The following is a 24,026-nucleotide window of genomic DNA, read 5'->3' on the forward strand; positions in this document are numbered from 1 at the left end:
CCCTTATGCCGGCGTTCAGCCGCCGAACTCCTCCAGGCCCTTCAGGGCCTGGTCCAGCAGCGCCTTGCGGCCCTCGAGCTCCCTGGCGAGCTTGTCGGCCTTGGCGTCGTTGCCGGCGGCACGCGCCTTGTCGACCTGCTCCTGGAGCTTGTCGACCGCCGACTGCAGCTGCCCGGTCAGACCGGCCGCACGCGCCCGGGCCTCCGGGTTCGTACGCCGCCACTCGGCCTCTTCGGTCTCCTGGATTGCGCGCTCGACCGCGTGCATCCGGCCCTCGATCTTCGGCCGGGCGTCGCGCGGTACGTGACCGATGGCCTCCCAGCGCTCGTTGATCGAACGGAACGCCGCCCGCGCCGACTTCAGGTCCGTCACCGGGAGCAGCTTCTCGGCCTCGACGACCAGCTCCTCCTTGAGCGTGAGGTTGCCCTGCTGCTCGGCGTCGCGCTCGGCGAACACCCCGCTGCGCGCCTGGAAGAAGACGTCCTGCGCGCCGCGGAAGCGGGCCCACAGCTCGTCCTCCGCCTCGCGCTGCGCGCGCCCGGCGGCCTTCCACTCCGACATCAGGTCGCGGTAGCGCGCGGCCGTCGGGCCCCAGTCCGTCGAACCGGAGAGCGCCTCGGCCTCGGCGACCAGCTTCTCCTTGACCTTGCGGGCATCCTCGCGCTGCGCGTCCAGCGAGGCGAAGTGCGCCTTGCGTCGCTTGGAGAACGCCGAGCGGGCGTGCGAGAAGCGGTGCCACAGCTCGTCGTCGGTCTTGCGGTCCAGGCGGGGCAGGCCCTTCCAGGTGTCCACCAGGGCGCGCAGCCGCTCGCCGGCCGAGCGCCACTGCTCGCTGGCCGCCAGCTCCTCGGCCTCGGCGACCAGCGACTCCTTGGCCGTACGAGCCTCCTCGGACTGCTTGGCCTTGGCCGCCTTGCGCTCCTCGCGGCGCGACTCGACGTCGGACACCAGCTTGTCGAGCCGGGTCCGCAGCGCTTCGAGGTCGCCCACCACGTGATGCTCGTCGACCTGGGTGCGCAGGTGGTCGATCGCCACCGACGCGTCCTTGGCCGACAGGTCGGTGGTCCTCACCCGGCGCTCGAGGAGGCCGATCTCCACGACCAAGCCCTCGTACTTGCGCTCGAAGTAAGCAAGGGCCTCCTCGGGAGACCCCGCTTGCCACGATCCGACGACCTGCTCGCCGTCGGCGGTACGCACGTACACGGTCCCCGTCTCATCGACGCGGCCCCACGGGTCGCTGCTCACAGCGCCTCCTCCACATGATGCCGGGGCCGGTGTGCGGCCCGCGTGCATCGTCCACAGTTGATCCGGCCGGGGCCGCGCCCCGACCGGTCCGACAGCTTGATCATCCGGGTGCGTACAGCCGCCGGATCAGGCACCCTACACAACGCCAACATAGGCGAACGGCGCCCCGGCTGTCCGTATCCCGCGCGACCGAAATTTCGCCGCGAGGGCGTCAGGATCGCGTCAGGACTTCGCCACCGTCGCCTTGTCGATCACCACGGTGGCGTTCGGGGCGCCGTCGCCGGCTCCGGTCTGCTCTCCCGCGTCGGCGATCTTCTTCAGGGTCTTCATGCCGTCGGCGCCGATGGTGCCGAACGGGGTGTACTGCGGGGGCAGCTGGCTGTCCTGGTAGACGAGGAAGAACTGGCTGCCGCCGGTGTGCGGCTGGCCGGTGTTGGCCATCGCGATGGTGCCCGCGGGGTAGACGTTCCCCTTGAGCTTCTCGTCCTTGAGGTTCTCGTCCGGCAGCGTGTAGCCGGGGCCGCCCTGACCGGTGCCCTTGGGGTCGCCGCACTGCAGGACGTAGATCCCGCCGGTGGTGAGCCGGTGGCACTTGGTGTGGTCGAAGAACCCTTCCTTCGCGAGGAACTCGAAGGAGTTGACCGTGTGCGGGGCGTTCGCGGCGTCGAGCTTGACGTCGATCGTGCCGCAGGTGGTCTTCAGGTTCATCGCGTACGACGCCGACTTGTCGACGCCCATCTCCGGCTCCGACTTCCACGTCTTGGCGGCCGGGGAGCCGGGGGCCGGCTTGGCGCAGGGGTCCGGACCCTTCTTCGGGGTCGGCAGGGCGTCCGCGGCGTCGGCCTTGTCCTTCTTGCCGCCGCCCGACAGCGCGCCGGTGGCGTACGCGGTCGCGCCGCCGACCACCACCATCGCGAGGACGGTGGCGATCACCGCGTTGCGGCGGCGGGCCTTGCGGCGTGTCGCCTCGCGACGCTGCTGCTGCCGTTCGAACTTCTCACGGGCCAGCTGTCGCCGCCGCTGCTCGTTACTGACCACCGGGGTTCTCTCCTCGTGCCGTTTCGTGCATGTCCTGAGCCGCGAATCGCGAGTGTGCCCGTACCGTATACGGGTTCGCGGCGGCGGGAGTGCCGCCGGTAGGCTCTGATCGGTCGGGTGTCCCCAGCAGGGGGCTCCGGCAGGGGCCCACCGCTCCGGCCGTCGACCGACCGAAGACCGACCGACATTAAGGACGAACGTGCTCATTGCCGGGTTCCCCGCCGGGGCCTGGGGGACCAACTGCTACCTGGTCGCCCCTGCCGCAGGCGAGGAGTGCGTGATCATCGACCCGGGCCACCAGGCGGCCCAGGGCGTCGAGGAAGCGCTGAAGAAGCATCGGCTCAAGCCCGTCGCCGTCGTCCTCACCCACGGCCACATCGACCATGTCGCCTCGGTCGTCCCGGTGTGCGGCGCCCATGACGTCCCGGCCTGGATCCACCCCGCCGACCGCTACATGATGAGCGACCCGGAGAAGGCCCTCGGCCGCTCCATCGGGCAGCAGCTCATGGGCGAGCTGACCGTGGGGGAGCCGGACGACGTCAAGGAACTGACCGACGGCAGCAGGCTCGAGCTCGCGGGGCTCGAGTTCACCGTCGCGCACGCGCCCGGCCATACCAAGGGGTCGGTGACCTTCCGGATGCCCGAGACGACCGAGATCCCCTCGGTGTTCTTCTCGGGCGACCTGTTGTTCGCCGGCTCCATCGGACGCACCGACCTGCCCGGCGGTGACCACGCCGAGATGCTCCAGTCGCTGGCCCGAGTGGCCCTGCCGCTGGACGACTCGACCGTGGTGCTGTCCGGCCACGGCCCCCAGACGACCATCGGCCAGGAGCGCGCCACCAACCCGTATCTGCGGGAGGTGGCCGCCGGCCTCGGAGCCGGATCCCCGGCTCCGCGACGAGGAATGTGACGAAAGCTTCCGTGAGCACCTTCAAGGCCCCCCGGGGCACGTACGACCTGATCCCGCCGGTCTCGGCGGTCTACCTGGCCGTCCGCGAGGCCATCTCCGCGCCGCTCAGGCGCGCCGGCTACGGCTACGTCGAGACCCCCGGCTTCGAGCAGGTGGACCTGTTCTCCCGCGGCGTCGGCGAGTCGACCGACATCGTGACCAAGGAGATGTACACCCTCACCCAGCGCAGCGAGGGCAGCGAGCGCCTCGCCCTGCGCCCCGAGGGCACCGCCTCCGTGCTGCGCGCCGCCCTGGAGGCCAACCTCCACAAGGCCGGCAACCTTCCCGTCAAGCTCTGGTACTCCGGCTCGTACTACCGCTACGAGCGCCCGCAGAAGGGCCGCTACCGCCACTTCTCGCAGGTGGGTGCCGAGGCCATCGGCGCCGAGGACCCGGCGCTGGACGCCGAGCTGATCATCCTGGCCGTCGACGCCTACAAGTCGCTGGGCCTGAAGAACTTCCGGCTGCTGCTGAACTCGCTCGGCGACAAGGAGTGCCGCCCCGCCTACCGGGCCGCCCTGCAGGACTTCCTGCGCGACCTCGACCTGGACGACGACACCCGCCGCCGCGTCGAGATCAACCCGCTGCGCGTCCTGGACGACAAGCGCGAGGCCGTGCAGAAGCAGCTCACCGGCGCCCCCATGCTGCGCGACCACCTGTGCGAGGCGTGCAAGGAGTACCACGAGCAGGTCCGTGAGCTGCTGACCGCCGCCGGCGTCGCCTTCGAGGACGACGAGAAGCTGGTGCGCGGTCTGGACTACTACACCCGCACCACCTTCGAGTTCGTCCACGGCGGCCTCGGCTCGCAGTCCGCGGTCGGCGGCGGCGGTCGCTACGACGGCCTGTCCGAGATGATCGGCGGCCCCGCGCTGCCGTCCGTAGGCTGGGCGCTGGGCGTGGACCGCACGGTGCTGGCGCTGGAGGCGGAGGGCGTCGAGCTCGAACTGCCCGCCGCCACCGAGGTCTTCGCCGTGCCGCTGGGCGACGAGGCCCGGCGCGTGCTGTTCGGCCTGGTGACCGAGCTGCGCCGGGCCGGCGTGGCCACGGACTTCGCCTTCGGCGGAAAGGGCCTGAAGAACGCCATGAAGTCGGCCAACCGTTCCGGCGCGCGTTTCGCCCTCGTGGCGGGCGAGCGGGACCTGGCCGAGGGCGTGGTGCAGCTGAAGGACCTGGAGAGCGGCGAGCAGAAGGCCGTCCCGTTCGACACCGTGGTGAGTGAAGTCCGTTCGGCCCAAGGCTGATTCACAGCCTACTGGTGCAGAATGGGCGACTACGGCCTACTGATGGGATCGACAGCGCTATGACGACTTCGGCACTCGACCGCGACACGGATGGCGCGGAGCGGGACGGACCCGCCACGGGTGCGGTGGGCGGCAGCCGTGCGTTCGCGTGGCTGCTGGTGATCACCGGCGCGGCGGGGCTGCTGGCCTCCTGGGTCATCACGATCGACAAGCTGAAGATCCTCGAGGCCAAGGTCGAGGGGAAGACGTTCACCCCCGGGTGCAGCCTCAACCCCATCGTCTCCTGCGGCAACATCATGGAGAGCGCCCAGGCCAAGGCCTTCGGGTTCCCCAACCCGATGATCGGCCTGGTCGCCTACGGCGTGATCATCGCGGTCGGCATGGGCCTGCTCGCCGGTGCGCGCTTCCGCCGCTGGTACTGGCTCGGCATGGAGGCCGGCTGCCTCTTCGGCGTCGGCTTCGTGACCTGGCTGCAGTACGAGTCGCTGTACGTGATCGGCTCGCTGTGCCTGTGGTGCTGCCTGGCCTGGGTCGCCACGATCGTCATGTTCTGGTACGTGACCGTGCAGAACCTGCGCCACGGCTTCATCCCGGCGCCGGAGGGCCTCAAGCGGGGCCTGCTGGAGTTCCACTGGGTGGTGCCGGTGCTGTGGATCGGCGTCATCGGCATGCTGATCCTCACCAAGTGGTGGTGGTTCTGGACGGGCGGCACGGCCTGACCGTCCCCCTGCCCCTGTACCTGGCTTGATCGACGCCGCCGGACCTCCGGGTCCGGCGGCGTTGTCAGTGGGGTGGCATAGGGTTTCGAGCGTGGAGCCCGACCTGTTCACCGCGGCCGCAGAGGACCGCCAGGAGAAGGACCCGGCGGCCAGTCCGCTGGCCGTCCGGATGCGCCCCCGCACCCTCGACGAGGTGGTGGGGCAGGCGCATCTGCTCAAGCCCGGCAGCCCGCTGCGCCGCCTGGTGGGGGAGGGCGGCGGCGGCCCCGCCGGACCCTCCTCGGTGATCCTGTGGGGCCCGCCCGGCATCGGCAAGACCACGCTGGCCCACGTGGTCAGCCGGGCCACCAACAAGCGCTTCGTGGAGCTGTCCGCCATCACCGCCGGGGTCAAGGAGGTGCGGGCCGTCATCGACGGCGCCCGCCGCGCCTCCGGCGGCTACGGCAAGGAGACCGTCCTCTTCCTCGACGAGATCCACCGCTTCAGCAAGGCCCAGCAGGACTCCCTGCTGCCCGCCGTGGAGAACCGCTGGGTCACCCTCGTCGCGGCCACCACCGAGAACCCCTACTTCTCGATCATCTCGCCGCTGCTCTCGCGGTCCCTGCTGCTGACCCTGCAGGCCCTGACCGACGACGACCTGCGCGGCCTGATCCAGCGCGCCCTCACCGACGAGCGCGGCCTCGACGGCGCGGTGACCCTCCACGAGGACGCCGAGGCGCACCTGCTGCGCATCGCGGGAGGCGACGCCCGGCGCGCGCTGACGGCGCTGGAGGCGGGGGCGGGCTCCGCCATCGCCAAGGGCGAGGCCGAGATCAGCCTGGAGACGCTGGAGGGCGCGGTCGACCGGGCGGCGGTGAAGTACGACCGCGACGGCGACCAGCACTACGACGTCGCCAGCGCCCTCATCAAGTCCATCCGCGGCTCGGACGTGGACGCGACCCTGCACTACCTGGCCCGGATGATCGAGGCGGGGGAGGACCCGCGCTTCATCGCCCGCCGGCTGATGATCTCCGCGAGCGAGGACGTCGGGCTGGCCGACCCCACGGCCCTGCAGACCGCGGTGGCCGGGGCGCAGGCGGTGGCGCTGATCGGCTTCCCGGAGGCCCGGATCATCCTGAGCCAGGTGGCCGTGGCGCTGGCCCTGGCGCCGAAGTCGAACGCCGCCTACCTGGCCATCGACGCGGCGCTGGCGGACGTACGCGCGGGCCTGGCCGGCCCCGTCCCCGCCCACCTGCGCGACAGCCACTACAAGGGCGCCCAGAAGCTGGGCCACGGGCAGGGCTACGCCTACCCCCACGACGTCCCCGGCGGCATCGCCGCGCAGCAGTACGCCCCGGACTCCGTCCACGGCAAGCGGTACTACGAACCGACCCGCTACGGCGCCGAGGCGCGCTACGCGGACGTCGTGGAACGGGTGCGGGAGAGGCTGCGCGGCGAGCGGCCACCCGGCAGCAAGGACCCGGCGCCCTAATCCGCCGCCGCCTCGAAGAGCCGGTGCATCTCCGCGCGCAGGCCTACGATGTCCCGCACCGGGCGGGGGAACTCGAACCGGGCGTCGAAGGAGCGGTCCGCGGCCGTGCCGCCGCCCAGGCGCCGGGTGAAGCGCACGCGCAGGCCGAAGCGGTCCAGCGCCAGCGGCACCGCCCGCTCGAAGACGTCCGGGCCCTCCTCGCGCCCGCCCAGCAGCGCGGCCAGGCCGCGCACCTGGTCGCCGTGGCCGGAATGCAGATGCTGCAGCAGCTCCGCCTCATGGGCGACGAGGGGGTCGGGGGCGGCGCCTGCGAACTCCTCCGGCTCCACGTCCTCCGTGCCCCACAGGTCGTCGACGCTCACCTCGCCCAGCTCCAGGCGCAGCAGCATCCGTCCCGGTTCGGCGATCCCGGGGACGCAGGTGAGCCAGCCCGACAGCCGGGCGCGGCCGCGGATGCGGTGGGGGACGGAGACGGGCGCCACATCGGTGAGCTCGAGCACCGCCGCCAGCTCGTCGTCCTGGGCGTGGGTGGCGGCCCGTACGGCCGGGGAGTCGGCGGGCATGACGAGGAAGACCTCGCCGTCCGGGCCGACGGTGCGCACCTCGGGGATCAGGTGGTCGGGGAAGGCGGTGGGAGCCCCCGGAATGAGCAGCACGGCGGAGCATGTACTCTGTACGAGAGTTCGTGTGCGCTCGGCTGCTGACGGCATCCGTGCGATTTCAAGTCCGCTGGGACGCGGCTGACCACGATCTGATCGGACCTCCGTCACATCGACGCCGTCGCCATCGGGCGCTTCGGCCTCTTTCGTGCTGTCCGTGATGTGACTGGTGTTCCCCGGGCGAGACATGCGATCTCCTTGAGTAAGGTAAGCCTAACCTAACTTACAACGGAGGTCTGGAGAACGTGCCTAACCAGTCGCGTCCCAAGGTCAAGAAGTCTCGCGCGCTCGGCATTGCGCTGACGCCGAAGGCCGTCAAGTACTTCGAGGCCCGCCCCTACCCGCCGGGCGAGCACGGCCGTGGCCGCAAGCAGAACTCGGACTACAAGGTCCGTCTGCTCGAGAAGCAGCGTCTGCGCGCCCAGTACGACATCAGCGAGCGCCAGATGGCGCGTGCCTACGACCGCGCCAAGAAGGCCGAGGGCAAGACGGGCGAGGCGCTGGTCGTCGAGCTCGAGCGTCGCCTCGACGCCCTGGTCCTGCGTTCGGGCATCGCCCGCACCATCTACCAGGCCCGCCAGATGGTCGTCCACGGCCACATCGAGGTCAACGGTGGCAAGGTCGACAAGCCGTCCTTCCGCGTTCGCCCGAACGACGTCGTGATGGTCCGCGAGCGCAGCCGCGCCAAGGCCCTCTTCGAGACGGCCCGCGCCGGTGGCTTCGCCGCCGAGGGCGAGACCCCGCGCTACCTCCAGGTCAACCTGGGTGCGCTGGCCTTCCGCCTGGACCGCGAGCCGAACCGCAAGGAGATCCCGGTCATCTGCGACGAGCAGCTCGTCGTCGAGTACTACGCCCGCTGATCCGGACGTAACACTCTCCTGCGCACAGCCCGTCGTCTCGCCTGCCCCCGTGGCCGGCGAGCCGGCGGGCTCACGCGTTTCCGGGCCCGCCCGCCCGTACACCGCGCCCGTACATCCGTGCTCGTACGGACCGGTAATGCGGTACGGGCGAAGAGGCCCGGCGCGATAAGGTCGATACCCGACGTTCAAGCGAAACTACAGCTAGGGAGCGGTGCAGCGTGTCCGGTGGAGAGGTGGCCGGGATCCTCGTGGCCGTCTTCTGGGCGATCCTGGTGTCCTTCATCGCCCTGGTTCTGGTACGGCTCGCGCAGACCCTGAAGGCGGCCACCAAGCTGGTCGCCGAGGTCTCCGAGCAGGCCGTGCCGCTGCTGGCCGACGCCTCCGCGACCGTCCGCTCCGCGAACACCCAGCTCGCCCGCGTCGACTCGATCACCGCCGACGTCCAGGAAGTCACGGCGAACGCCTCCGCGCTCTCCTCGACCGTCTCCTCCGCCTTCGGCGGCCCCCTCGTCAAGGTCGCCGCGTTCGGCTACGGCGTGCGACGAGCGCTGGGCCGCAAGCCGGAGCCGGCCCGGGAGGGCACCGTCTTCGCGGGCCGGACCGTCGGCAACGACCTGCCGTCCGCCCGGCTCGGCGGCCGCCGCATCCGTGGGAAGGGCTGACCCCAGAAATGTTCCGCCGCACGTTCTGGTTCACCACCGGTGTAGCAGCCGGTGTCTGGGCCACCACCAAGGTCAACCGGAAGCTCGCCAAGCTCACCCCGGAGAGCCTGGCCCTGCAGGCGGCCGACCGCGCGGTCATCGCCGGCCGCAAGGTCAAGCTCTTCGCGCTGGACGTCCGCGACGGCATGGCGCACCGGGAAGCGGCGCTCAAGGACGCGCTCGGCCTCACCGCCGCGCCGCCCGCGCCCGAGCACCGCGCCCTGCCCGAGCAGCGCCGCCTGGTCGCTCTCGAACAGCACCACACCCACCACCCGTTCCCCCGGAAAGAGGACCACTGATGGAGTCGGCTGAAATCCGCAGGCGCTGGCTGCGCTTCTTCGAGGAGCGTGGGCACACCGTCGTGCCGTCGGCGTCGCTCATCGCGGACGACCCGACGCTGCTGCTGGTCCCCGCGGGCATGGTGCCCTTCAAGCCCTACTTCCTCGGCGAGGTCAAGCCGCCCTTCCCGCGCGCCACCAGCGTGCAGAAGTGCGTCCGCACCCCGGACATCGAAGAGGTCGGCAAGACCACCCGGCACGGCACGTTCTTCCAGATGTGCGGCAACTTCTCCTTCGGCGACTACTTCAAGGAAGGCGCCATCAAGTACGCCTGGGAGTTGCTGACGACTCCCGTGGCGGACGGCGGCTACGGCCTGGAGCCGGAGAAGCTCTGGATCACCGTCTACCTCGACGACGACGAGGCCGAGCGCATCTGGCGCCACGTGATCGGCGTGCCCGCCCAGCGCATCCAGCGCCTGGGCAAGACGGAGAACTACTGGTCCATGGGCGTCCCCGGCCCGTGCGGACCGTGCTCCGAGATCAACTACGACCGCGGCCCCGAGTTCGGTGTCGAGGGCGGCCCGGCCGTCAACGACGAGCGCTACGTGGAGATCTGGAACCTGGTCTTCATGCAGTACGAGCGCGGCGCCGGCGAGGGCAAGGAAGACTTCCCCATCCTCGGCGACCTGCCCAGCCAGAACATCGACACCGGTCTCGGCCTCGAGCGCCTGGCGATGATCCTGCAGGGCGTGCAGAACATGTACGAGACCGACACCCTGCGCGTCGTGATCGACAAGGCCACCGAGCTCACCGGCGTCCGCTACGGCGCCTCCCAGAACACCGACGTCGCGCTGCGCGTGGTCGCCGACCACATGCGCACGTCCACCATGCTCATCGGCGACGGCGTCACCCCCGGCAACGAGGGCCGTGGCTACGTCCTGCGCCGCATCATGCGCCGCGCCATCCGCAACATGCGCCTGCTCGGCGCCACCGGCCCCGTCGTGGCCGAGCTGCTGAACGTCGTCATCCGCACGATGGGCCAGCAGTACCCCGAGCTGCTCACGGACCGTCAGCGCATCGAGACCGTGGCGCTCGCCGAGGAGGCCGCCTTCCTCAAGGCCCTCAAGGGCGGCACCAACATCCTCGACACCGCCGTCACCGAGACCAAGTCCGCCGGCGGCACGGTCCTCTCCGGCGACAAGGCGTTCCTGCTCCACGACACCTGGGGCTTCCCCATCGACCTCACCCTCGAGATGGCCGCCGAGCAGGGGCTGTCCGTGGACGAGGACGGCTTCCGCCGTCTGATGAAGGAGCAGCGCGAGCGCGCCAAGGCCGACGCCAAGGCCAAGAAGACCGGCCACGCCGACCTGTCCGCGTACCGCGAGGTCGCCGACTCCGTCGGCGAGACCGAGTTCACCGGCTACACCCTCACCGAGAACGAGTCCACCGTCGTCGGCCTGCTCGTCGACGGCGTGCCCTCGCCCGCCGCCACCGAGGGCGACGAGGTCGAGGTCGTCCTGGACCGCACCCCGTTCTACGCCGAGGGCGGCGGCCAGCTCGCCGACCAGGGCCGCATCAAGCTCGACAACGGCGCCGTGATCGAGATCCGCGACGTGCAGAAGCCCGTCCCGGGCGTCAACGTCCACAAGGGCGTCGTCCAGGTCGGCGAGGTCACCGTGGGCGCCTCCGCCTACGCCGTGATCGACGTCCGGCGCCGCCGGGCCATCGCCCGCGCCCACAGCGCCACCCACCTCACCCACCAGGCGCTGCGCGACGCCCTGGGCCCGACGGCCGCCCAGGCCGGTTCGGAGAACTCCCCGGGCCGCTTCCGCTTCGACTTCGGTTCGCCGGCCGCCGTGCCCGGCTCGGTCCTCACGGACGTCGAGCAGCGCATCAACGAGGTCCTCTCCCACGAGCTCGACGTCCACGCCGAGGTCATGAGCCTGGACGAGGCCAAGAAGGCCGGTGCCATCGCCGAGTTCGGCGAGAAGTACGGCGAGCGCGTGCGCGTGGTGACCATCGGCGACTTCTCCAAGGAGCTGTGCGGCGGTACGCACGTCGCCAACACCGCCCAGCTGGGTCTGGTGAAGCTGCTCGGCGAGTCCTCGATCGGCTCTGGCGTGCGCCGCGTCGAGGCCCTCGTCGGCGCCGACGCCTACAACTTCCTGGCCAAGGAGCACACGGTCGTCGCCCAGCTCACCGAGCTGGTCAAGGGCCGTCCGGAGGAGCTCCCGGAGAAGATCTCCGGCATGCTCGCCAAGCTCAAGGACGCCGAGAAGGAGATCGAGCGCTTCCGCGCCGAGAAGGTGCTGCAGGCCGCCGCCGGTCTCGCCGAGGGTGCCAAGGACGTGCACGGCGTCGCCCTGGCCATCGGCCGGGTGCCGGACGGCACCGGCGCCGACGACCTGCGCAAGCTCGTCCTGGACGTCCGCGGACGCATCCAGGGCGGCCGGGCCGCCGTGGTCGCGCTGTTCACCGTGGCCAACGGCCGCCCGCTGACCGTCATCGCCACCAACGAGGCCGCCCGTGAGCGTGGCCTCAAGGCCGGCGAGCTGGTCCGTACGGCCGCCAAGACCCTCGGCGGCGGTGGCGGCGGCAAGCCGGACGTCGCCCAGGGCGGTGGCCAGAACGCCGACGCCCTCGACGAGGCCATGGCCGCCGTCGAGCGCCTCGTGGCCGAGGCGGCCTGAGCATCGTGCGACGAGGCAGGCGTATCGCCGTGGACGTAGGGGACGCCCGGATCGGGGTCGCGTCGTGCGACCCCGACGGGATCCTCGCGACCCCGGTGGAGACCGTCCCCGGACGTGACATCCCGCAGGCCCACAAGCGGCTCGCGGCGATCGTCGCGGAGTACGAGCCGGTCGAGGTCGTCGTGGGTCTGCCCCGCTCCCTCAAGGGGGGAGAGGGGCCGGCCGCGGCCAAGGTGCGGACGTTCGCCCGGGAGATGGCCCGGCGGATCGCCCCGGTGCCGGTGCGGCTCGTCGACGAGCGCATGACGACCGTCACGGCCGCGCAGGGCCTGCGCGCCTCCGGCGTCAGCTCCAAGAAGGGGCGTTCGGTGGTCGACCAGGCGGCCGCCGTGGTCATCCTGCAGAACGCCCTGGAGATCGAGAAGATCTCCGGGCGCCCCCCGGGCGAGGCCGTCGAAGTGGTCATCTGATCGCAATACGGTAACGTTCCGCGCGACATGGCAGCTGTTCGAATGTCTGCCGGGCAGGACCAGACGTCGGACTTTCGCGCTTCACCTGGCGCACTGGCTGCCGCTGTGCGGCTCTAGGGGATAGATGACTGAGTACGGCCGGGGTTCCGGCTCCCAACCGTGGCATCCCGAGGACCCTCTGTACGGGGACCAGGGATACGGCGGGCAGCAGTACGCGCAGCACCAGCCGCAGTCTCAGCCCACCCACGAGCAGCCCTATCCCGATCAGCAGCAGTACGGCTGGGACCCCTCGCAGAACGCGGGGGGCCCCGGGCCGTACGCCGCCGCGGGCCCCGGCGACCCGTACGCCGGGCACGGCGGGACGTACGGGGGCGGCGGGCAGCCGGATCCCTACCAGTACGACACGGGCACCAACGCCTACCCGCCCCAGCACCAGGCCCCGTACGCCGGGGATCAGCACACGGGGCAGCACCCGATTCAGCAGCAGACCGGGCAGCACCCGGTCCAGCAGCAGACCGGGCAGCACCCGATTCAGCAGCACACGGGGCAGCACCCGATTCAGCAGCACACGGGGCAGCACCCCGTCCAGCAGCACACGGGGCAGCACCCCGTCCAGCAGCAGACGGGCCAGCACCCCGTTCAGCAGCAGACCGGCCAGCACCCCATCCAGCAGGCCCAGGTGCCGGCCGAGGCGTCCGCGGAGGTGGTCGAGCAGAAGATCTCCCTCTTCGACGACCCGCTGCCGCCTGCCCCCGCCCGGGACGAGGACGAGTACGAGGACGACGACCCCGAGCCGCGCGAGGAGCCCCGCAGGGGCCGGGGCGGCCGCGGCAAGGGCAAGGGCAAGGAGAAGGGGCCCAAGCGCCGTAGCGGCACCGCCTGTCTGCTGGTCGCCGTGGTGCTCGTCGGCGGCGTGGGCGGCGGCGGTTACCTCGCCTACGACTACTGGCAGACCCACTACGGCTCCGCGCCCGACTACGACGGCGAGGGCTCCGGCTCGGTGCAGGTCGAGATCCCCAAGGGCTCGTCGCTGACCCAGATGGGCCAGGTCCTGCAGAAGGCGGGCGTCGTCAAGAGCGTCGGCGCGTTCACCTCGGCCGCGGCCAAGAAGTCCATCCAGCCGGGCACGTACACCCTGCGCAAGGAGATGTCGGGCGCGGCGGCCGTCGCGCTGATGACGGACTCCGGCAACTTCCTCACCTTCGGTGAGGGCATGCGGGCCAAGGACATGTACGCCGCCATCGACAAGAAGCTCGGGCTCGGCGCCGGCACGACCGGCGGCGTCGCCAAGAGCCAGGCCAAGAACCTCGGGCTGCCCGAATGGGCCACGGCCGACCCCAACGTCAAGGACCCGCTGGAGGGCTTCCTCTTCCCGTCGCAGTACACCGCGGGCAAGGGCACCAAGCCCGAGGACATCCTGCGGCAGATGGTCGCCCGGGCGAAGAAGAGCTACGAGGAGCAGGACGTCGTCGGCAAGGCGCAGGCGCTGGGCCTGAAGTCGCCGCTGCAGGTCATCACGGTCGCCAGCCTCGTGCAGGTCGAGGGCAAGTACAAGCACGACTTCGACAAGATCTCCCGGGTGGTCTACAACCGGCTCAAGCCGGACAACAAGGAGACCTACGGGCTGCTCGACTTCGACTCCACGGTCAACTACGCCAAGAGCCAGAGCACCCTGAACACCGGTGCGGTCAGCGACCTGCGCAAGTTCAAGGACCCGTACAACACCTACAACATCAAGGGCCTGCCGCCCGGGCCGATCAGCAACCCCGGCATGGAGGCCCTGAAGTCGGCCCTCGAGCCCGCGGCCGGTCCCTGGTACTACTTCGTCTCGATCAACGAGAACGAGACGCTGTTCGCCGTGACGAACGAGGAGCACAACAAGAACCGGCAGCGGTACGAGCAGGAGAACAAGAAGAAGGCCGGACAGTGACCGCACGTCACCGGGCCGCGGTGCTCGGCTCGCCGATCGCCCACTCCCTCTCGCCCGCGCTGCACCGGGCCGCCTACGCGGACCTGGGCCTGGCGGAGTGGACGTACGAGCGTCACGAGGTCGGCGAGGCGGCCCTTCCGGCCTTCCTCGCCGGCCTCGACGACACCTGGGCCGGGCTCTCGCTCACCATGCCGCTCAAGCGCGCGGTGATCCCGCTGCTGGACGAGGTCAGCGCCACCGCCCGGTCCGTGGAGGCCGTCAACACCGTCGTACTGACGGAGGACGGCCGCCGCGTCGGCGACAACACCGACATCCCCGGCATCGCGGCCGCGCTGCGCGAGCGCGGCGTGGAGAAGACGGAGTCCGCCGCCGTCCTCGGCGCCGGAGCCACCGCCTCCTCCGCCCTGGCCGCCCTCGCCCGCATCTGCACCGGCGAGGTCACCGCGTATGTGCGCAGCCCCGAGCGGGCCGCCGAAATGCGCCAGTGGGGTGAGCGGCTCGGCGTGTCCGTGCGCACCGCCGACTGGTCGCGGGCCGCCGAGGCGCTCACCGCGCCCCTGGTCGTCGCCACCACCCCGGCCGGTGCCACCGACGCCCTCGCCGGCGCGGTCCCGGACCGCCCCGGCACGCTGTTCGACGTGCTGTACGACCCGTGGCCGACCCCCCTGGCCGCCGCCTGGGCGGCCCGCGGCGGCACGGTCCTGGGCGGCCTGGACCTCCTGGTCCACCAGGCGGTCCTCCAGGTCGAGCAGATGACCGGGCGCGCCCCCGGCCCGCTGGCCGCGATGCGGGCCGCCGGCGAGGCGGCCCTGGCCGCGCGGACGCACTGACCGCTGCCCACGACCCGGGACGGCCGGTCCACAACCTGGACCGGCCGCCGGGGAAGCCCTCGCGGCGTGGGAGGATCGGAGCGAGCATTTCGCAAGGCCTTGGCTACTGAGGAGCACCGTTGAGCAGGTTGCGCTGGCTGACCGCGGGGGAGTCGCACGGCCCCGCACTCGTGGCGACGCTGGAGGGTCTTCCCGCCGGCGTGCCGATCACCACGGAGATGGTGGCGGACCACCTGGCCCGGCGGCGCCTCGGCTATGGGCGCGGTGCCCGCATGAAGTTCGAGCGCGACGAGGTCACCTTCCTCGGCGGCGTCCGGCACGGCCTCACCCTCGGTTCCCCGGTCGCCGTCATGGTCGGCAACACCGAGTGGCCCAAGTGGGAGAAGGTCATGTCGGCCGACCCGGTCGACCCCGCCGTGCTGGCCGAGCTGGCCCGCAACGCCCCGCTGACCCGCCCCCGTCCCGGCCACGCGGATCTCGCGGGCATGCAGAAGTACGGTTTCGACGAGGCCCGTCCGATCCTGGAGCGCGCCTCCGCCCGGGAGACCGCCGCCCGTGTCGCCCTCGGCGCCGTGGCCCGCTCCTTCCTCAAGGAGACGGCCGGCATCGAGATCGTCTCCCACGTCGTGGAGCTGGCCGCCGCCAAGGCCCCGTACGGCGTGTACCCCAAGCCCTCCGACGTCGAGAAGCTCGACGCCGACCCGGTGCGCTGCCTGGACCAGGCCGCGAGCGAGGCGATGGTCGCCGAGATCGACCAGGCCCACAAGGACGGCGACACCCTCGGCGGCGTCGTCGAGGTGCTGGCCTACGGCGTGCCGGTGGGCCTGGGCTCCCACACCCACTGGGACCGCCGCCTGGACGCCCGCCTGGCCGCCGCCCTGATGGGCATTCAGGCCATCAAGGGCGTCGAGGTCGGCGACGGCTTCGAGCTCGCCCGGGTGCCCGGCTCCCAGGCGCACGACGAGATCGTGGCCACCGAGGACGGCATCCGCCGCACCTCCGGCCGTTCCGGCGGCACCGAGGGCGGCCTGACGACTGGTGAGCTGCTGCGCGTACGCGCCGCGATGAAGCCGATCGCGACCGTGCCCCGCGCGCTGGCGACGGTGGACGTCGTCACCGGCGAGGCCGCGCAGGCCCACCACCAGCGCTCCGACGTGTGCGCCGTGCCCGCGGCCGGCATCGTCGCGGAGGCCATGGTGGCGCTGGTGCTCGCCGACGCCGTGGTGGAGAAGTTCGGCGGCGACAGCGTCGCCGAGACCCGCCGCAACGTCCGCGGCTACCTCGAGAACCTGGCCATCAAGTGACGGCACCCGGCACTCCCGCGGTCGTCCTGGTGGGCCCGCCCGGCGCGGGCAAGTCCACCGTCGGCGCCCTGCTCGCCGAGCGGCTGGGCACCGGCTACCGCGACACCGACGCCGACATCGAGCGCGTGGCCGGCAAGCCCATCCCGGAGATCTTCATCGACGAGGGCGAGCCGCACTTCCGCGAGCTGGAGCGGCAGGCCGTGGCCGCCGCCGTGGCCGAGCACCCCGGTGTGCTCGCCCTCGGCGGCGGCGCCGTCATGGACCCCGGCACCCGGGCCCTGCTCGCGGGCCTGCCCGTGGTCTTCCTCGACGTCGAGATGGCCGACGCCGTCCGCCGGGTCGGCCTGGACGCCCCGCGCCCGCTGCTCGCCGTCAACCCCCGCAAGCGGTGGCGCGAGCTGATGGAGCAGCGCCGCCCGCTCTACACCGAGGTCGCCCGCGCCGTCGTCGGCACCGGCGGCCGCACCCCGTCCCAGGTAGCCGACGCCGTGATGGAGGCGCTGCGGCTGCCCCGGGCCCACACACCGGACACCACGCAGTGAGGAACGCATGACCGACGCCCCCACCCGTATCCAGGTCGCCGGCAGCGCGGGCACCGCGCCGTACGAGGTCCTGGTCGGGCGCCAGCTGCTGGGCGAGCTGCCCGGCCTGATCGGCCCCAAGGCCAAGCGCGTGGCCGTGCTGCACCCGGAGGCGCTCGCCGAGACCGGCGAGGCGATCCGCGAGGACCTGGCCTCCCAGGGCTACGAGGCCATCGCGATCCAGCTCCCGAACGCCGAGGAGTCCAAGACCGTCGAGGTCGCCGCCTACTGCTGGAAGGCGCTCGGGCAGACCAGCTTCACCCGCACCGACGTGATCGTCGGCGTGGGCGGCGGGGCCACCACCGACGTGGCCGGCTTCGTGGCCGCCACCTGGCTGCGCGGGGTGCGCTGGATCGCGGTGCCCACCACCGTGCTGGGCATGGTCGACGCGGCCGTCGGCGGCAAGACCGGCATCAACACCGCCGAGGGCAAGAACCTCGTCGGCGCCTTCCACCCGCCGGCCGGCGTGCTGTGCGACCTGGCCGCGCTGGACTCGCTGCCGGTCCACGACTACGTCAGCGGACTCGCCGAGATCATCAAGGCCGGCTTCATCGCCGACCCGGCCATCCTCGAGCTCATCGAGGCCGACCCCGAGGCCGCCCGTACGCCCGCCGGCCCGCACACCGCCGAGCTGATCGAGCGCTCGATCCGGGTCAAGGCGGAGGTCGTCTCCTCCGACCTCAAGGAGTCCGGCCTGCGCGAGATCCTCAACTACGGGCACACCCTCGCCCACGCGATCGAGAAGAACGAGCGCTACAACTGGCGGCACGGCGCGGCCGTGGCCGTGGGCATGGTCTTCGCGGCCGAGCTCGGCCGGATCGCCGGACGCCTGGACGACGCCACCGCCGACCGCCACCGCGCGGTCCTGCAGTCGGTGGGCCTGCCCGTCACCTACCGGGGCGACCAGTGGCCGAAGCTGCTGGAGACCATGAAGGTCGACAAGAAGACCCGCGGCGACCGGCTGCGCTTCATCGTCCTGGACGGCCTGGCCAAGCCCACGGTCCTGGAGGGACCGGACCCGGCGATGCTGCTGGCCGCGCACGCCGAGATCGCGGCGTGAGCGGCATGAGCGGCATGAGCGGCGAGAGCGGCGTGAGCGGCGGGGCCCGGCGGGTCCTGGTCCTCAACGGCCCCAACCTCGGCCGGCTCGGCTCCCGCGAGCCCGACGTCTACGGCTCGACGTCCTACAAGGGGCTGGTCGAGGAGTGCGCCCGGCTGGGCGCCGAGCTCGGCTTCGACGTCGAGGTCCGCGAGACCAACGACGAGGGCGAGCTGGTGCGCTGGCTGCACGAGGCCGCCGACGGCGCGCTGCCCGTGGTCATCAACCCCGGTGCCTTCACGCACTACTCGTACGCGATGCGGGACGCGGCGGCGCAGCGCACCGCGCCGCTGATCGAGGTGCACATCTCCAACCCGTACGCCCGGGAGGAGTTCCGCCACACGTCCGTGATCGCGGCGGTCGCCAGCGGCACCGTGGCGGGCTTCGGCATCGGCTCCTACCGGCTCGCGCTGCGCGCGCTGGCGGAGGAACTCGCGGGCTGACGGCCCGTCGGGCACTTCGTGTCACCCCCGGCCGTTGAGCGATGCGGCGGCCGGGGAGGGCGGTCTCGGGTACTCTCCCGTCTGGCCCAGCGCCCTTCACCACGCGACCGCACGAGACGGAGTGCCACCGGATGCAGTACCCCGTGGGACCGCCGCTGCCACCGGCCCACCCCCGATGCCGGCCGTTCCCCGCCGGGGAACGAGGCCGCCGGACACCTTCCCCGGCCCCCGTGGCGGCCGACGCCTCCACCGCCGCCGTCGCGGTGCTCCTCATCGGCCCCGCCGGCGCCGGCAAGACCACCGTGGCCCGGCACTGGGCGGACACCCGCCGGGTGCCCACGGCCCACATCAGCCTGGACGACGTGCGCGAATGGGTGCGCTCCGGCTTCGCGGACCCGCAGTCCGGCTGGAACGACCACTCCGAGGCGCAGTACCGCCTCGCCCGGCGCACCTGTGGCTTCGCCGCCCGTAACTTCCTCGCCAACGGCATCTCCTGCATCCTCGACGACGCCGTCTTCCCCGACCGGCCCGTGGTGGGCCTGGGCGGCTGGAAGCGGCACGTGGGCCCCGGCCTGCTGCCCGTCGTGCTGCTGCCGGGCCTGGAGGTGGTCCTCGAACGCAACGCCGAACGCAGCGGGAACCGCCGGCTCAGCGACGAGGAGGTCGCCCGGATCCACGGCCGGATGGCCGGCTGGTACGGCTCGGGGCTGCCCATCATCGACAACACCCACCAGGACGTCGCCACCACGGCCCGGCTCCTGGACGAGGTCGTCGCCCGCGCCCTCACCTCCTGGTAGCGCGCGGGGCCCCGGTCGGAGTCCTCCGGAAGGCCGGAAAGCTCCGCCGAACGTACGCTCGGAGGCATGTCCGAGGTGTACGCGGCACGGCGCTCCAGGCTGCGCGAGCGGTGCGAGGCGGCCGGCAGTGAGGCCGCCCTGGTCTCCGGCGAGGCCAACGTGCGCTATCTGGCGGGCGGAGCCCCGGCCGGCGCCGTGCTCCTCCTGGGGCCGGGCCCCGACGTGCTGGTGTGCGGCATCGACCCCTTCGCGGACGTCACCGGCGCCGGCCGGCCCGCCGACGACCTGGGCGTCCTGGTGCTGCCGAGCCCGGAGGGGGATCCGGCCGTGGCGGCCGCGGAGCGTGCCGTCGAGGCCGGGGCGGGCTCGCTGGCCCTGGAGGAGCACCACCTGACCGTGGCCCGGCACCGGGCGGTGCGTTCGGTGGCGCCCCGTGCGCGCCTGGAGGACCTGGGAACGGCCGTGGAGCAGCAGCGGATCGTCAAGGACGACGAGGAGATCTCGCACCTGCGGATCGCCGCCGAGATCACCGACCAGGCGCTGGGGGAGCTGCTGGAGTCGATACTCGTCGGGCGCACCGAGCGGCATCTGGCGCTGGAGCTCGAGCGCCGGCTGATCGATCACGGGGCGGACGCGGCGGCGTTCCCCACCTCGGTGGGGGCCGGGCCGAACTCGGGGCGCGCCGGTCATGTGCCGACCGACCGCCGGGTGGAGGAGGGCGACTTCCTCAGCGTCTGCCTGGGTGCGGACTATCGTGGATACCGGAGCGAAATCGCTCGTACGTTTGTGATCGGATCCTCCCCGGCGGACTGGCAGATCGAGCTGTACGAGCAGGTGTTCGCAGCCCAGCGGGCGGGCCGGGAGGCCCTGGCGCCCGGCGCGGCGTACCGTGACGTGGACCGTGCGGCACGGGTCGTGCTGGAGGCCGCGGGCCACGGTGAGCGGGTCGGACCCCGCATCGGCCACGGCGTGGGGCTCGAAAACGACGAGGACCCTCGGCTGGCACCGTCGGCAATGGGTAAACTGGACGCTTGCGTGCCGGTCACCGTAGATCCGGGAGTCCACCTCCCGGGACGGGGCGGCGTCCGGATCGATGACACGCTCGTCGTTCGCCCCGAGGCGGACGGCGGACCCGAGCTACTCACCATTACGACCAAAGAGCTGCTCGCGCTCTAGCGGGGCGCATCGCACTTTCTGGTTCCACCAGCCCAGGAGATACCGCAACCGTGGCATCCACGAACGACCTCAAGAACGGCATGGTGCTCAAGCTCGAAGGCGGCCAGCTCTGGTCCGTCGTCGAGTTCCAGCACGTCAAGCCCGGCAAGGGCCCCGCCTTCGTCCGTACGAAGCTGAAGAACGTGCTCTCCGGCAAGGTGGTCGACAAGACCTTCAACGCCGGCGTGAAGGTCGAGACGGCCACCGTCGACAAGCGGACGATGCAGTTCTCGTACATGGACGGCGAGTACTTCGTCTTCATGGACATGGGCACGTACGACCAGCTGATGGTCGACCGCAAGGCCGTCGGCGACGCCGCCAACTTCCTGCTCGAGGGCTTCGAGGCCACCGTCGCGCAGCACGAGGGCTCCGTCCTCTACGTCGAGCTCCCGGCCGCGGTCGAGCTGGTCATCGAGCACACCGACCCGGGTGTCCAGGGCGACCGCTCCACCGGCGGCACCAAGCCCGCGAAGCTCGAGACCGGCTACGAGATCCAGGTCCCGCTCTTCATCACCACGGGTGAGAAGATCAAGGTCGACACGCGCACCGGCGATTACCTCGGCCGGGTGAACAGCTAACCGTGTCCGCCCGCAGCAAGGCACGTAAGCGCGCCTTCCAGATCCTCTTCGAGGCCGACCAGCGCGGTGCCTCCGCGCAGAACGTCCTCGCGGACTGGATCCGGCATGCCCGGTCCGACGACCGTCAGCCGTCGGTCAATCCGTACACGATGCAGCTCGTCGAGGGCTACGCGCAGCACGTCGCGCGGATCGACGAACTGATCGCCACCTACGCGGTCGACTGGGACCTGGACCGGATGCCCGTCGCGGACCGGAACATCGTCCGGCTCGGCGCGTACGAGCTGATCTGGGAGGACGAGACCCCGGACGCGGTGGCGATCGACGAGGCGGTGCAACTCGCCAAGGAGTTCTCCACCGACGACTCGCCCGCCTTTGTCAACGGCCTTCTGGGCCGTTTCAAGGAGCTCAAGCCGAGCATTCGGCGCTCATAAGGCACAGACGCCGTAACGCACAACCGCCGTGGGGCGGGAAACCCGGCCGGGTTTCCCGCCCCACGGCGGTTTGTTATCGGCAAAAGTAAGGCCTGGCGGCCCTGGTGACCGCTACGCGTCCTCGTGCTGCACGGCACGACGCGCGTCGGCGTCCAGGACGCCCCAGCTGATCAGCTGCTCGGTGAGCACCGAGGGCGACTGGTCGTAGATCACGGCGAGGGTGCGCAGGTCGTCCTGACGGATCGAGAGGACCTTGCCGTTGTAGTCGCCGCGCTGGCTCTGGATGGTCGCGGCATAGCGCTGAAGCGGGCCCGCCTTCTCGGCCGGGACGTGGGCGAGCCGCTCCAGGTCCAGGACCAGCTTCGGCGGGGGCTCGGCGGCGCCGCCGGGCGTGGTGCCGGGCAGCAGCTCCTGCACGGGCACACCGTAGAAGTCGGCCAGCTCGGCCAGGCGCTGCACGGTCACGGCACGGTCGCCGCGCTCGTACGAACCCACCACGACGGCCTTCCAGCGCCCCTGGGACTTCTCCTCGACACCATGGAGGGAGAGGCCCTGCTGGGTGCGGATGGCGCGGAGCTTGGCCCCGAGCTGTTTGGCGTATTCGCTGGACATAAAGCTCCCCGGACGCTGTATCGACGTGCGACGGCGTCTTCTGCGACTGCCGCGTGTCTGGTAACTCACTGTGAGGTTACGCAGCGTAATCTCGGTTCGTCAAGCCGAATGCCGCCCGCTCTGGGCCGTCAGGGGGTGATGGCAAGAGGCGCCCGGCGGTGCTGGTACGGTGAAACATGTAAATCCGACGTCCTTTAAAGTCCGTCCCGTGAGGCGGAGAAGGAGGTCCGTTTCGTATGGACGCAATTCCTGCTGCGCGTCCCGTGCTGGAAGCACCGGACATCGCCCGGGTCCTGACCCGGATCGCTCATGAGATCGTCGAGCGCGCCAAGGGCGCCGACGACGTCGTACTCCTCGGCATTCCCACGCGTGGCGTCTTCCTCGCCCGGCGGCTGGCGGCCAAGCTCGAGGAGATCACCGGCGGCAAGATGCCCGTCGGCTCCCTCGACATCACCATGTACCGCGACGACCTGCGGCTGCGCCCGGCCCGTGCCCTCGCGCGCACCGAGATCCCCGGCGAGGGGCTCGACGGCCGTCTCGTGGTCCTCGTCGACGACGTGCTCTTCTCCGGCCGCACCATCCGCGCCGCGCTCGACGCCCTGAACGACATCGGTCGTCCGCGCGCCGTCCAGCTCGCGGTCCTCGTCGACCGCGGCCACCGCGAACTTCCCATCCGTGCCGACTACGTCGGCAAGAACCTCCCCACGTCGTTGCGGGAGACGGTCAAGGTCCAGCTCACCGAGGAGGACGGGCGCGACAGCGTGCTCCTCGGCATGGGCCCGACCGCCCCGGCCGACGGGCAGTAGTCCCCCGTCACGGACCCGGTGATCCCGGGGCCGTGCCGCGGCATGCCCGTCCGTACCCCCCGCATACCTCCTCAACCACGGAGCAACCGGATGCAGCGCCATCTCATCTCGGCCGCCGACCTCACCCGCGACGACGCCGTCCTGATCCTCGACACCGCCGAGGAAATGGCCCGGGTCGCCGACCGGCCCATCAAGAAGCTGCCGACCCTGCGCGGCCGCACCGTCGTCAACCTCTTCTTCGAGGACTCGACGCGGACCCGTATCTCCTTCGAGGCCGCCGCCAAGCGGCTGTCCGCCGACGTCATCAACTTCTCCGCCAAGGGCTCCTCGGTCTCCAAGGGCGAGTCGCTCAAGGACACCGCCCTGACCCTTGAGGCCATGGGCGCGGACGCGGTCGTCATCCGCCACCACGCCTCCGGCGCCCCCTACCGGCTGGCGAACTCCGGCTGGATCGACGGCGCCGTCGTCAACGCCGGCGACGGCACCCACGAGCACCCCACCCAGGCCCTGCTGGACGCCTTCACCATGCGCCGCCGCCTGGTCGGCCGGGACGCGGGCCTGGGCAAGGACCTGGCCGGGCGCCGCATCACGATCGTCGGCGACGTGCTGCACAGCCGCGTCGCCCGCTCCAACGTGCTCCTGCTGCACACCCTGGGCGCCGAGGTCACGCTGGTCGCGCCGCCCACGCTGGTGCCGGTGGGCGTCGAGAGCTGGCCGTGCGAGGTCTCCTACGACCTGGACGCGGTGCTGCCGAAGTCCGACGCCGTGATGATGCTGCGGGTGCAGCGCGAGCGGATGAACGCCGCGTTCTTCCCGACCGAGCGTGAGTACGCGCGCCGCTACGGCCTGGACGGCGACCGCATGGCGAAGATGCCGGAGCACTCCGTCGTCATGCACCCCGGCCCGATGAACCGCGGCATGGAGATCACCGCGGAGGTCGCCGACTCCCCGCGCTGCACGGCCGTCGAGCAGGTCGCCAACGGCGTCTCGATCCGCATGGCCGTCCTCTACCTGCTGCTCGGCGGCTCCGAGCCGGCCGTCACCACGAACACCGCCCGCACCGAGGAGAACAAGTAACC

At 71.5% G+C, this 24,026-nt stretch carries 25 protein-coding genes; 21 read left to right on the forward strand and 4 right to left on the reverse strand.

Annotated elements, in window-relative coordinates:
• Positions 1 to 15: 15 nt before the first annotated feature.
• Together J1792_RS12045 and J1792_RS12050 are read right to left on the reverse strand one after the other, a co-directional pair.
• Positions 16 to 1,245, reverse strand: coding sequence for a DUF349 domain-containing protein (locus J1792_RS12045; RefSeq protein ID WP_086566740.1), 1,230 nt, complete (start codon positions 1,243 to 1,245; stop codon positions 16 to 18).
• Positions 1,246 to 1,467: 222 nt separating this feature from the next.
• Positions 1,468 to 2,283, reverse strand: a complete 816-nt coding sequence (locus J1792_RS12050) for a peptidylprolyl isomerase (protein ID WP_086566738.1) — start codon at positions 2,281 to 2,283, stop codon at positions 1,468 to 1,470.
• Between the two features lie 199 nt (positions 2,284 to 2,482).
• On the opposite strand from J1792_RS12050, the gene J1792_RS12055 reads away from it, so the two are divergent.
• The 4 genes from J1792_RS12055 to J1792_RS12070 all read left to right on the forward strand — a co-directional run bounded on the left by J1792_RS12055 (position 2,483) and on the right by J1792_RS12070 (position 6,663).
• A complete protein-coding gene (locus tag J1792_RS12055) occupies positions 2,483 to 3,193 on the forward strand; it encodes an MBL fold metallo-hydrolase (protein ID WP_086566736.1) in 711 nt (236 codons plus the stop codon).
• A gap of 11 nt (positions 3,194 to 3,204) precedes the next feature.
• Complete coding sequence (hisS, locus tag J1792_RS12060; RefSeq protein WP_086566734.1) at positions 3,205 to 4,473, forward strand: histidine--tRNA ligase; 1,269 nt, start codon at positions 3,205 to 3,207, stop codon at positions 4,471 to 4,473.
• A gap of 59 nt (positions 4,474 to 4,532) precedes the next feature.
• Positions 4,533 to 5,192: a vitamin K epoxide reductase family protein gene (locus J1792_RS12065; protein ID WP_086566733.1), complete on the forward strand. Its 660-nt coding sequence runs from the start codon at positions 4,533 to 4,535 to the stop codon at positions 5,190 to 5,192.
• Positions 5,193 to 5,283: 91 nt separating this feature from the next.
• Positions 5,284 to 6,663, forward strand: a complete 1,380-nt coding sequence (locus J1792_RS12070) for a replication-associated recombination protein A (RefSeq protein ID WP_086566731.1) — start codon at positions 5,284 to 5,286, stop codon at positions 6,661 to 6,663.
• Here J1792_RS12070 and J1792_RS12075 read toward each other — a convergent pair.
• Positions 6,660 to 7,373 carry a DUF2470 domain-containing protein gene (locus tag J1792_RS12075; RefSeq protein ID WP_086566729.1) on the reverse strand — a complete coding sequence of 238 codons (714 nt, stop codon included), beginning with the start codon at positions 7,371 to 7,373 and terminating at the stop codon, positions 6,660 to 6,662. The genes J1792_RS12070 and J1792_RS12075 overlap by 4 nt on opposite strands.
• A 194-nt stretch (positions 7,374 to 7,567) precedes the next feature.
• On the opposite strand from J1792_RS12075, the gene rpsD reads away from it, so the two are divergent.
• From rpsD to nusB, 15 genes are all read left to right on the forward strand, one after another.
• Positions 7,568 to 8,182: a 30S ribosomal protein S4 gene (gene rpsD / locus J1792_RS12080; RefSeq protein ID WP_086566727.1), complete on the forward strand. Its 615-nt coding sequence runs from the start codon at positions 7,568 to 7,570 to the stop codon at positions 8,180 to 8,182.
• A gap of 218 nt (positions 8,183 to 8,400) precedes the next feature.
• Positions 8,401 to 8,844: a DUF948 domain-containing protein gene (locus J1792_RS12085; RefSeq protein ID WP_086566726.1), complete on the forward strand. Its 444-nt coding sequence runs from the start codon at positions 8,401 to 8,403 to the stop codon at positions 8,842 to 8,844.
• Between the two features lie 8 nt (positions 8,845 to 8,852).
• The gene (locus J1792_RS12090; RefSeq protein WP_086566724.1) at positions 8,853 to 9,182 is read left to right on the forward strand and encodes a DUF6167 family protein; all 330 of its coding nucleotides are present in this window, start codon (positions 8,853 to 8,855) and stop codon (positions 9,180 to 9,182) included.
• The gene (alaS, locus tag J1792_RS12095) at positions 9,182 to 11,851 is read left to right on the forward strand and encodes an alanine--tRNA ligase (RefSeq protein ID WP_207247213.1); all 2,670 of its coding nucleotides are present in this window, start codon (positions 9,182 to 9,184) and stop codon (positions 11,849 to 11,851) included. The genes J1792_RS12090 and alaS overlap by 1 nt, the downstream gene beginning before the upstream one ends.
• A complete protein-coding gene (gene ruvX, locus J1792_RS12100) occupies positions 11,848 to 12,321 on the forward strand; it encodes a Holliday junction resolvase RuvX (RefSeq protein ID WP_086566721.1) in 474 nt (157 codons plus the stop codon). The genes alaS and ruvX overlap by 4 nt, the downstream gene beginning before the upstream one ends.
• Before the next feature lie 124 nt (positions 12,322 to 12,445).
• Positions 12,446 to 14,251: an endolytic transglycosylase MltG gene (gene mltG / locus J1792_RS12105; protein ID WP_207247214.1), complete on the forward strand. Its 1,806-nt coding sequence runs from the start codon at positions 12,446 to 12,448 to the stop codon at positions 14,249 to 14,251.
• A complete protein-coding gene (locus J1792_RS12110; RefSeq protein WP_086566718.1) occupies positions 14,248 to 15,081 on the forward strand; it encodes a shikimate dehydrogenase in 834 nt (277 codons plus the stop codon). The genes mltG and J1792_RS12110 overlap by 4 nt, the downstream gene beginning before the upstream one ends.
• Positions 15,082 to 15,200: 119 nt before the next feature.
• Complete coding sequence (gene aroC, locus J1792_RS12115) at positions 15,201 to 16,385, forward strand: chorismate synthase (protein WP_086566716.1); 1,185 nt, start codon at positions 15,201 to 15,203, stop codon at positions 16,383 to 16,385.
• Complete coding sequence (locus tag J1792_RS12120; protein ID WP_086566715.1) at positions 16,382 to 16,927, forward strand: shikimate kinase; 546 nt, start codon at positions 16,382 to 16,384, stop codon at positions 16,925 to 16,927. Before aroC ends, J1792_RS12120 begins: the two co-directional genes overlap by 4 nt.
• A 7-nt stretch (positions 16,928 to 16,934) precedes the next feature.
• Complete coding sequence (gene aroB, locus J1792_RS12125; protein WP_086566713.1) at positions 16,935 to 18,026, forward strand: 3-dehydroquinate synthase; 1,092 nt, start codon at positions 16,935 to 16,937, stop codon at positions 18,024 to 18,026.
• Between the two features lie 5 nt (positions 18,027 to 18,031).
• Positions 18,032 to 18,508, forward strand: coding sequence for a type II 3-dehydroquinate dehydratase (aroQ, locus tag J1792_RS12130; protein ID WP_242646067.1), 477 nt, complete (start codon positions 18,032 to 18,034; stop codon positions 18,506 to 18,508).
• A gap of 41 nt (positions 18,509 to 18,549) precedes the next feature.
• Positions 18,550 to 19,305 carry an AAA family ATPase gene (locus J1792_RS12135; RefSeq protein ID WP_372446100.1) on the forward strand — a complete coding sequence of 252 codons (756 nt, stop codon included), beginning with the start codon at positions 18,550 to 18,552 and terminating at the stop codon, positions 19,303 to 19,305.
• A gap of 66 nt (positions 19,306 to 19,371) precedes the next feature.
• On the forward strand, positions 19,372 to 20,481 hold the full coding sequence (locus J1792_RS12140) for an aminopeptidase P family protein (protein ID WP_086566708.1): 1,110 nt from the start codon (positions 19,372 to 19,374) through the stop codon (positions 20,479 to 20,481).
• A 50-nt stretch (positions 20,482 to 20,531) separates the two neighbouring features.
• Positions 20,532 to 21,098 carry an elongation factor P gene (gene efp / locus J1792_RS12145; RefSeq protein WP_086566707.1) on the forward strand — a complete coding sequence of 189 codons (567 nt, stop codon included), beginning with the start codon at positions 20,532 to 20,534 and terminating at the stop codon, positions 21,096 to 21,098.
• A 2-nt stretch (positions 21,099 to 21,100) separates the two neighbouring features.
• Positions 21,101 to 21,529, forward strand: a complete 429-nt coding sequence (gene nusB, locus J1792_RS12150; RefSeq protein WP_086566705.1) for a transcription antitermination factor NusB — start codon at positions 21,101 to 21,103, stop codon at positions 21,527 to 21,529.
• A 111-nt stretch (positions 21,530 to 21,640) separates the two neighbouring features.
• Here nusB and bldD read toward each other — a convergent pair whose 3' ends face one another.
• A complete protein-coding gene (gene bldD, locus J1792_RS12155; RefSeq protein ID WP_004948690.1) occupies positions 21,641 to 22,141 on the reverse strand; it encodes a transcriptional regulator BldD in 501 nt (166 codons plus the stop codon).
• 236 nt (positions 22,142 to 22,377) lie between these two features.
• Here bldD and pyrR point away from each other — a divergent pair, with 236 nt between their 5' ends.
• The gene (pyrR, locus tag J1792_RS12160; protein WP_086566704.1) at positions 22,378 to 22,947 is read left to right on the forward strand and encodes a bifunctional pyr operon transcriptional regulator/uracil phosphoribosyltransferase PyrR; all 570 of its coding nucleotides are present in this window, start codon (positions 22,378 to 22,380) and stop codon (positions 22,945 to 22,947) included.
• A gap of 90 nt (positions 22,948 to 23,037) precedes the next feature.
• Positions 23,038 to 24,024 carry an aspartate carbamoyltransferase catalytic subunit gene (locus tag J1792_RS12165; protein ID WP_086566702.1) on the forward strand — a complete coding sequence of 329 codons (987 nt, stop codon included), beginning with the start codon at positions 23,038 to 23,040 and terminating at the stop codon, positions 24,022 to 24,024.
• The last annotated feature ends 2 nt before the right edge of the window (positions 24,025 to 24,026 follow it).

Source organism: Streptomyces triculaminicus, assembly GCF_017349075.1.
GTDB lineage: Bacteria > Actinomycetota > Actinomycetes > Streptomycetales > Streptomycetaceae > Streptomyces > Streptomyces triculaminicus.